This window comes from thiotrophic endosymbiont of Bathymodiolus puteoserpentis (Logatchev) (genome assembly GCF_900127505.1).
Classification (GTDB): Bacteria; Pseudomonadota; Gammaproteobacteria; order PS1; family Pseudothioglobaceae; genus Thiodubiliella.
Genome location: NZ_UEXF01000007.1, coordinates 121,413 through 129,967 on the forward strand (window position 1 = coordinate 121,413; position 8,555 = coordinate 129,967).

The 8,555-nt window shown below is 39.0% G+C and carries 8 protein-coding genes and 1 tRNA gene; 3 read left to right on the forward strand and 6 right to left on the reverse strand.

The genetic code is table 11. The features are described 5' to 3' along the window. Together BHECKSOX2_RS00700 and BHECKSOX2_RS00705 are read left to right on the forward strand one after the other, a co-directional pair. Positions 1-315 (forward strand): transposase (locus tag BHECKSOX2_RS00700; protein ID WP_180323593.1); only part of this gene is annotated, 315 nt, incomplete at its 5' end. 326 nt (positions 316-641) lie between these two features. Further along, positions 642-1,088: a c-type cytochrome gene (locus BHECKSOX2_RS00705; RefSeq protein WP_139682044.1), complete on the forward strand. Its 447-nt coding sequence runs from the start codon at positions 642-644 to the stop codon at positions 1,086-1,088. Between the two features lie 53 nt (positions 1,089-1,141). On the opposite strand, the gene mfd is transcribed toward BHECKSOX2_RS00705, so the two are convergent. After that, the gene (gene mfd / locus BHECKSOX2_RS00710; protein WP_139682045.1) at positions 1,142-4,576 is read right to left on the reverse strand and encodes a transcription-repair coupling factor; all 3,435 of its coding nucleotides are present in this window, start codon (positions 4,574-4,576) and stop codon (positions 1,142-1,144) included. Between the two features lie 10 nt (positions 4,577-4,586). Then, the gene (locus tag BHECKSOX2_RS00715) at positions 4,587-5,216 is read right to left on the reverse strand and encodes a Maf family protein (RefSeq protein ID WP_245391268.1); all 630 of its coding nucleotides are present in this window, start codon (positions 5,214-5,216) and stop codon (positions 4,587-4,589) included. Between the two features lie 23 nt (positions 5,217-5,239). Here BHECKSOX2_RS00715 and folA point away from each other — a divergent pair, with 23 nt between their 5' ends. Beyond that, a complete protein-coding gene (folA, locus tag BHECKSOX2_RS00720) occupies positions 5,240-5,725 on the forward strand; it encodes a type 3 dihydrofolate reductase (protein WP_139682046.1) in 486 nt (161 codons plus the stop codon). 22 nt (positions 5,726-5,747) lie between these two features. Here folA and nhaA read toward each other — a convergent pair whose 3' ends face one another. The 4 genes from nhaA to tpiA all read right to left on the reverse strand — a co-directional run bounded on the left by nhaA (position 5,748) and on the right by tpiA (position 8,448). Then, on the reverse strand, positions 5,748-7,085 hold the full coding sequence (nhaA, locus tag BHECKSOX2_RS00725) for a Na+/H+ antiporter NhaA (RefSeq protein WP_139682047.1): 1,338 nt from the start codon (positions 7,083-7,085) through the stop codon (positions 5,748-5,750). Between the two features lie 109 nt (positions 7,086-7,194). Beyond that, positions 7,195-7,280: transfer RNA gene (locus tag BHECKSOX2_RS00730), tRNA-Leu, on the reverse strand. A 14-nt stretch (positions 7,281-7,294) separates the two neighbouring features. Then, on the reverse strand, positions 7,295-7,696 hold the full coding sequence (secG, locus tag BHECKSOX2_RS00735) for a preprotein translocase subunit SecG (protein ID WP_139682048.1): 402 nt from the start codon (positions 7,694-7,696) through the stop codon (positions 7,295-7,297). 5 nt (positions 7,697-7,701) lie between these two features. Then, positions 7,702-8,448 (reverse strand): triose-phosphate isomerase, encoded by a 747-nt coding sequence (tpiA, locus tag BHECKSOX2_RS00740; protein ID WP_139682049.1) that lies wholly within the window; start codon positions 8,446-8,448, stop codon positions 7,702-7,704. Positions 8,449-8,555: the final 107 nt, after the last annotated feature.

Sequence of the window (8,555 nt, forward strand, 5' to 3'; positions counted from 1 at the left end):
AAGAATAAGATAAAAACCTGTGGTGAAGTTTATGCCGATAGTGCTTATGCTAACAAGAAAAACGATGAAAAACTTGGTAAACAAAATAACAAAGTTCTACACAGGGCTTACAGAAATACACCACTTACAGACAGACAAAAACAAGAGAATAAACAACGATCATCCATTCGCTATATTGTTGAACGCACTTTTGGCTTACTCAAACTACATCATGGATTAGCCAAGGCAAGATACCTTGGATTAGAAAGAAACAAAACTAGAGCGCAACTTATTGCTATGATTCACAATCTTAAAACTGGGATGAATATTTTTTAAACAAATGCGAAGTCTAGGGGATTGTTACGCCCAATGAGTGGGAGAGGACTAAAAATAGGGAAACAAAGCAATAAACAGCTGGGAAAATAAGGTTTTTTTGGACTTTATGAAAAAATACAGGTAGTTTTGAAAATATTTTTGAAAAAATCTAAAATTAGGGTGGAGAATTATGAGTTATGCAAAAGTCTCTCTAAAATACTCAAGTTGCCAAAAAACCTAAGTCAATTCCTATTTAACTTATTTCACTAATAAATTAACCAAGACTTGACAAGCTTAAATTTTAACAATATAATAAAAAAAATTTAACATAAAAGCAAAATTCAAATATGAATCCAACATCTTTTAACACAAACTTTATTCGCATTCCCCTATTAAGCATAGCCCTCATTACCTTAACCACAAATGTTACTTTAGCCAAAGAAAATGGTAAAGAATTATTCAATACACTGTGTCTTAGCTGTCATACAATCAATTCAAACAAAGGAATAACCAAAATTGCTCCGCCTATATTTGCAGTAATTAAACATGTGAAATCTGCGTATCCTCAAAGAGAAGACTTCGTGCAACAAATTATTGACTGGGTGGAATACCCTGATAAAGATGTATCTCTAATGCGAGGAGCAATAAAGAAATTTGGATTAATGCCTCAATTACCCTATAAACGAGAAGAGGTTAAAAAAGTAGCTGAATTTCTGTATGATGAAAAATCTACATTACCAACATGGTATAAAAAACATTATGAAGAAAAACATGGGCAGAACAAGGCTAAATAAAGCCTCTATACTTTATATCGAATCATCCCACAACCCACTGCTAAATTCAGGCGTTAGGTCTCTAAAGTTTTTAGCAAACTTTCAATCAACTCAATTCGCTTGATATTATCAGGCATTTCTTGCTTAAAGATGAGTTGGTTTTGCCCTTTGAGCTGATAACGCTTGGGTTGTGTTTGTACTAAAGTAATAATCTTTATCGGCTCAATATTGATTTTGTCTGAAAAAACAATGTGGGCTTTGTCGTCATAAATTGAAACTTTATCAATACCAATTTTTTCACAGGAAAGTTTAAGTTGGGTGGCAGAAAATAGGTTTTTAGTGGCATCTGGCAACAAGCCAAAACGATCAATCATCTCAATAGTCAAGTCTTTGAGTTCGTTGTTGTCTTTGCCGTTGGCGATGCGTTTATATAAAACAAGACGCTCGTGCACATCGCCAAGATAGGTGTCAGGAATGATACAAGGGATGCCTGTATCAATGTCAACTTCATGATTAATAGGGTCGTTTATATTGATTTTTTTGCCCACGCGCATAGCATCAACCGTGCGTTTCAGTAGGTCGTGATAAAGGTTAAAGCCAATTTCGCTAATCTTGCCTGATTGGTTGTCACCGAGCAAATCACCTGCGCCACGAATCTCTAAGTCATGATTAGCAAGCATAAATCCAGCGCCCAACTCTTCCAAAGACTCAACTGCTTCTAGGCGTTTTTTAGCATTGTCACTCAGTGACTGGTGGGATTTTATGACCAAATAAGCATAAGCCCTATGATGTGACCTACCGACCCGCCCACGCAACTGGTGCAATTGTGCCAAACCAAAATTTTGTGCATTGTTAATAATAATGGTATTGGCATTTGGAATATCAATACCAGTCTCAATGATGGTAGTGCAAACCAAAATCTGAAAACGACCGTGGTAAAAATCACTCATAATTTGCTCTAATTCACGACTTGGCATTTGCCCATGAGCAATACGAATGTGTGCGTTTTTCATCAATGATTTAAGGTTTTCTGCCATATTGTCAATGGTATCAATATCGTTGTGTAAAACAAATATTTGACCACCACGATGCATCTCTCGAGAGCAAGCCTCTTTAATCGTATCATCGTCCCACTCTTTAACAAAGGTTTGAATCGCGCTGCGCCCTTGTGGTGGTGTGGCAATAATTGACAATTCTCTGAGCGAGCCAAGCGCCATGTTCAATGTGCGTGGAATTGGGGTGGCAGTCATAGTCAAAATATCGCTGCGTCCACGCATTTTTTTCAGTGATTCTTTTTGCTTAACGCCAAATCGGTGCTCTTCATCAATAATCACCAAGCCCAGTTGTTTGTATTTGATGCTACCTTGAATCAGTTTGTGGGTACCAATGACGATATCACAAGTACCATCAAGTAGTTTTTGCTTGATTTGCGTTTGTTCTTTAGTGCTTTGAAAGCGTGATAGAGCTTTGATTTCAATAGGGTGGTTAATAAACCTATCTTTGAAAGAGGCGTAATGCTGGTTGGCAAGTAATGTGGTCGGCACCAAAATGGCAACTTGCTTGCCAGCTTCAATTGCTAAGAATGCAGCGCGCATGGCAATCTCTGTTTTGCCGAAGCCCACATCGCCACACACCAATCTGTCCATTGGCTTATGCGATTGCATATCCGCCAACACTTCGCCCATGGTTTTGAGCTGGTCAGGGGTTTCCTCAAAAGGAAAACTGGCAACAAAAGAGCCGTAAGCATCATTGGGTTCAGGAAAAGCAAAACCCCTTTGAGACTCGCGTTTAGCATAGATCTCTAATAATTCAGCAGCAATGTCATGGAGGGCTTCATGTGCTTTTTGCTTGGCTTTGGTCCATTGGTTAGCGCCGAGTTTGTGTAGGGGTGCGGTCTCTGGTGATGCCCCAGAATAACGAGAAATCAAATTCAGCGAAGTCATTGGCACCATCAGTTTTGAACCTTTGGCATATTCCAACATTAGGAAGTCTTGCGTTAAACCATCAAAAGTTTGTGTTTTTAACCCCAAATATCGACCCACACCATAGCTTTCATGCACAATCGGGTCGCCAATCTGGATTTCCACCAAAGATTTAATCGCCTCATCAAAATCCTTGTGCTTAGCGCGCCTACGCCTTTGCTGTTTAACCACATCAGCGCCGAACAAATTAACTTCGGTAATAATGGCAATATCTTGGGTTAGCAAGCCCTCGCTAAGCTCATCATTGGTAATACAAAGTTTTTTATCACTGCTGAGAAAATCTTGCCAACCCTCAACTGGGTTCGGCTTGAGTTCATGACTGATAAGCAAGTCACCAAGTACGCTTTTTCGCCCTTCAGATGCACAAACAATCAAAATTTTGCCGCTGAATTTTTTCTCAAAAACAAGAAATTTATTTAGCGGTACTTTGTTTTGTGCATTGATATTTAATGATGGTAATAATTGACTAGCAAAATTCAAATGGTCTAATTTTTCTTCATTTTTTGAACTGCTCATCAACAATTGTTGCCGTTGTTTGATTTGACTAAACAATTGCTGTTTCTCAATAAAAACTTGCTCCACAGGCAACGGCAGCCTGTCAAAATTCTCACTGGCTTGCTGGTATCGGCTGTTGATCTCATCATAAGTTAATGCCACCAATGAGTTGAAACCTTCGCTAGTGGCAATAATGCTATCACTGGGTAGATAGTCAAATAAGGTATTGGTATGCGTAAAAAATAACGAAAGATAAAATTCGATACCACTTGGCAGGCGCGACTCAGTAACTTCATCATAAATAAAACCGCTGGTATTGTCAAAAGCCTTTTGGTAGTTTTCTTTAAAAATCTCAATACTATTTTTATCAGTGGCAAACTCTCTAGCGGGTAATAAAAAAACCTCTTTCGTTGTTTCAGTAGAGCGTTGTGTTGAAACATCAAACAGGCGAATAGATTCAATTTCTTGGTCAAACAAATCCAAGCGACAAGGCAACTTTGCACCCATCGGATAGATATCTATCAAGGAGCCTTTTACGCTAAACTCGCCATGTTCCATTACCTTCATTACTCGGTTGTAACCAATTTTAAGTAAGCGCTGGGCAAAAGTTTGTAGCTCTAGCATGGCACCAACTTTCAAACTAAAACTATACGCTTTGCTAAACTCCAACGGACATAATTGCTGTGTTAACGATTCTAATGTGGTAATAACAATACCACGCTTAAGGCTAGGTAATTTTGATAGGGTGTTGAGTCGACTTGAGGTAATGTCTGGGTGCGGGGAAAAATGATCAAAAGCCAACACCTCCCAATTATCAAATCTAAGAATGTCCAAACCAGTATTATAAAAATGTAATGACTTAAGCAACTGGTCAAAATGACTGATATCGTTTGCCACCACCAAAATAACATTATCTTGTGTTTTGGCAAATTCAATCAATGCCAAAGCCTGTGCACTGCCGTAGAGCGAGCCCCAATAGAATTTTTGTCCAGACTTAAAAGGGGTTATTCCTTGAGGGTAAAGATATTGCATACAAAAGGCGTTAGTCTTTTAAATCGGTACTTTGACTTAAAACATCAATGCCTTGATTTTCAAGCATTTTGATGAGTTGAATCAGTGGCAAACCAATTAGCGTATTAGGATCACTATCCTCTATACACTCTACAAGGCTAATACCAAGCGCCTCGGATTTAAAGCTACCTGCACAGTTATATGGCTTTTCTTTTTGCAGATAATACTCGATTTGCTTAGCACTCAATACTTTAAACACAATCTTAGATTTTTCAACAACTGTGTCTATTGTATCTGTATGTGTATCTAAAAGTGCCAAACTTGTAAGAAATGTAACGGTATTTCCAGAGCTTTTCTCAAGTTGCTTAACGGCATTTTCGTGTGAGTGTGGCTTGGTTAAAATCTTATCGCCGAGCGTTGCCACTTGGTCTGAAGCAATAATAAACCCACTGCGAGTTTTTGCCACCTCAAATGCTTTTTCCTGTGCCAATCTAAACACCAACTGTTCGGGCGTTTCGTTAACTTTTCTGGACTCGTCAATATCTGGCGACACAACATCAAAGTCCAAGCCTAATTTATTAAGCAATTCTTTTCTAAAAGGGGACGAAGAGGCAAGAATTAATGACACAAATGGCAAAGGTATTTGTAAAATAGAAATCATTTTACTTTATTTGGGTTTGCTTTATGCGTTTATCAATTATTGTGGCCATGGACGACAATCAGCTTATTGGCAAAGACAATGCCTTACCTTGGCGCTTGCCTGCTGATTTAGCATATTTTAAAAAAACTACCACCGGTAAAACGGTACTAATGGGGCGCAAAACTTATGAATCTATTGGCTTCCCACTGCCGAATCGTCGCAATATAATAGTAAGTCGCAATACTAACTTTCATGCCAAAGGCTGCGAAGTGATTAACAACATTACTGCCGCATTAGAATTGGCGAAAGATGACGGCGAGGTGATGATAATGGGTGGCGCATCCTTCTACGAACAAATACTACCAAATGTTAATAGACTCTACATCACCCAAATTGAAGGTAAATTTGAAGGTGATGCCCACTTCCCTGAGTTTGATCGAGGTGACTTTGTTGAAACTTTTAGGGAGTCCCACATGCCAGATGAGAAAAACCCACACACCCATCACTTTAGTATTTTAGACAGAAAATAGCGCTTTTAATGTTTAACAACCCCTAGGAGTTACTGTTTTTAGCAACATATCTAAGCCAAAAATACCCAAACAGCCCTGCAAATAATGATGCTGTTAAAATGCCGATTTTTGCTTGAAATATAGAATCAGGATTGCCTAAAAACGCCAACTCTGCTACAAAAATAGACATGGTGAATCCAATGCCACCTAAAAAAGAAACACCAAATATTTGACTCATACTGCTACCTTGAGGCAGGACGGCTATTTTAAGTTTGACAGCCACCCACACAACACCAAAAATACCCAGCACTTTCCCAGCAACAAGTCCCACAATAATTCCTATTGATATGGGCTGCACAATGGTGTCAACAATAAGATCAAAATCAATGGCAATACCTGCATTCGCAAGTGCAAATAAAGGGATGATAATTAAAGCAATCGGCAGGTGTAAACCACGCTCTAATCTACCAGCTGGCGTCCCCGTATCGCTAATTCTATCTGTAATATTTGCTAAAATAGCCTTTTGTTTTTCATGCATACCATGATCAACACACAACGGATATTTCTCATATTCGTTTAATAATCTTTTTATATGCTTAACAAAGCTTAACGGCGCCTGTTTTGGTTTTGAAGGAATTGCTAAAGCCCCAATAACGCCTGCAATAGTTGCATGCACACCAGATTCAAGCATAAAAAACCACATAAATATGGAAACCGCAAAATACGGAAAAACAGCATGTATGCCAAATCTGTTCAATGCAACCAAGACTAAAAATGACATACCTGCTATCGCCAAAGGCAACAAGTGTATTTGGTCGGTATAAAAGACAGCAATCACCAGTACAGCACCCAAATCATCTACAATGGCCAATGCCACTAAAAATGTAACCAGTGCTATCGGCACTCTTTTACCCAATAACACCAAAGCACTAATTGCAAATGCGATGTCTGTTGCCATTGGCACCCCCCAGCCATTAGCGCCATCTGTGCCGGCATTGATACTAAAAAATATTAATGCTGGAAAAACCATGCCACCAATAGCAGCTAAAATAGGCAAAATAGCCACCTTAATATTTGACAATTCTCCCGCTAATATTTCTCTTTTTATCTCCAGCCCGATAAGAAAAAAGAAAATAGCCATTAAACCATCGTTAATCCAATGATGAATGGTGTGTGACAATGTCCAGTCGCCGACATTAAGTGCTATTTCCGTATGGAAAAAATACGCATAAGCCTCAGCCAAGGGAGAATTAGCAAGTATCAACGCCAACACCGTCATAAACATCAAAACAATACCTGTGGTTGTTTGTGCATGCAAGAAATGTTCAAATGGTGTTGAAACTTTTTTAAAGGCTTTTTCCCAGGGTGCGTATAGCTTCATTGTCAATCCTATTGTTTTTCAATTATTTTAAGATTATATCACTATCATCAATACAGCTCAATACAGAGACCCCCTTAAAAGGTATTAAAAATATAATGGCGAAACAAAATGGTGCCGACGGCGAGAGTCGAACTCGCACAAGCGTAGCCCACTACCCCCTCAAGGTAGCGTGTCTACCAATTCCACCACGTCGGCAAAAATAGTTAGTGTTACTTAGGAATATCGTTTGTTTTAGTCTCAATTGATGGCGTATCATTTGTTTTGGCCTTAATTGATGGCGTGTCATTTATTTTAGTGTCAATTGATGGTGTGTCAATTGACGGCACCGGATCAATAATCACTTGGTCCATCACACTCTCAGATTTTTCCTCTGTACTTATCGGTGTGGCAAGATATGCCAAAGTCAAACTGGTGATAAAAAAACCAACAGCAATGCTGACAGTTAATTTATACATAAATGAATTTGCGCCACGTGCACCAAACACGGAACCTGAAGCGCCAGCACCAAAAGCAGCACCTGCATCGGCACCCTTACCATGCTGCATTAAGATAAGTGCGATTAGACCAAACGCCAACAACATATGAATAATTAAAACAACTTGAAATGACATAATAATTAACCCACCTTACAAATACGCAAAAAATCATCAGACTTTAATGATGCCCCGCCAATCAAACCACCGTCAATATCTTCACAGGCAATTAACTCGTCTGCATTACCAGAATTCATACTACCACCATAAAGAATAGGTGTTGATTGCGCTATATCCGCATCACTTTGTGCCAAAATCTCACGAATATAGGCATGTGTGTCTTGCGCCTGTTGTGGTGTTGCAGTAACGCCTGTGCCAATCGCCCAAACTGGCTCGTAAGCAATAATAATATTTTTGAAAGCCTCAATACCAACACGCTTAATCACGGCATTAATTTGTCTTGCCACCACGGTTTCTGTATCGCCAGCTTCCCTTTCTTCTAATAATTCACCAATACAAAATAGTGGTGTCAGCCCATTGTCCAGTGCAACTTGTACTTTTTCAGCAACCATCTCATCACTCTCGCCGTATAGGCTTCTACGCTCTGAATGTCCAACAATAACATACTCAGAGCCAAAATCTTTAAGCATATCTGCACTCACTTCACCTGTAAAAGCACCTGAGGCATTAACATTGAGATCTTGTGCACCTATCTTTAGTTGTGAGTGCGCTACTAAAGCCTCAACCTGACACAAGTAAGGATAAGGCACACAGACAATAACTTCTGATTTAACATCTGGCATACCTTCAAGAACACCCAACACCAATGTGTTAACTGTCTCTTTTGAGGCGTTCATTTTCCAGTTACCTACTACGATTGTTTGACGCATAATACTTATCTAATATAGAAATTGAGCAATGTTACTCTAATTAGACACAAAAATCAATCAGTGCTTAGATTTTGAACCAAAATAAAGCGCCAAGGAAACCATTAAAA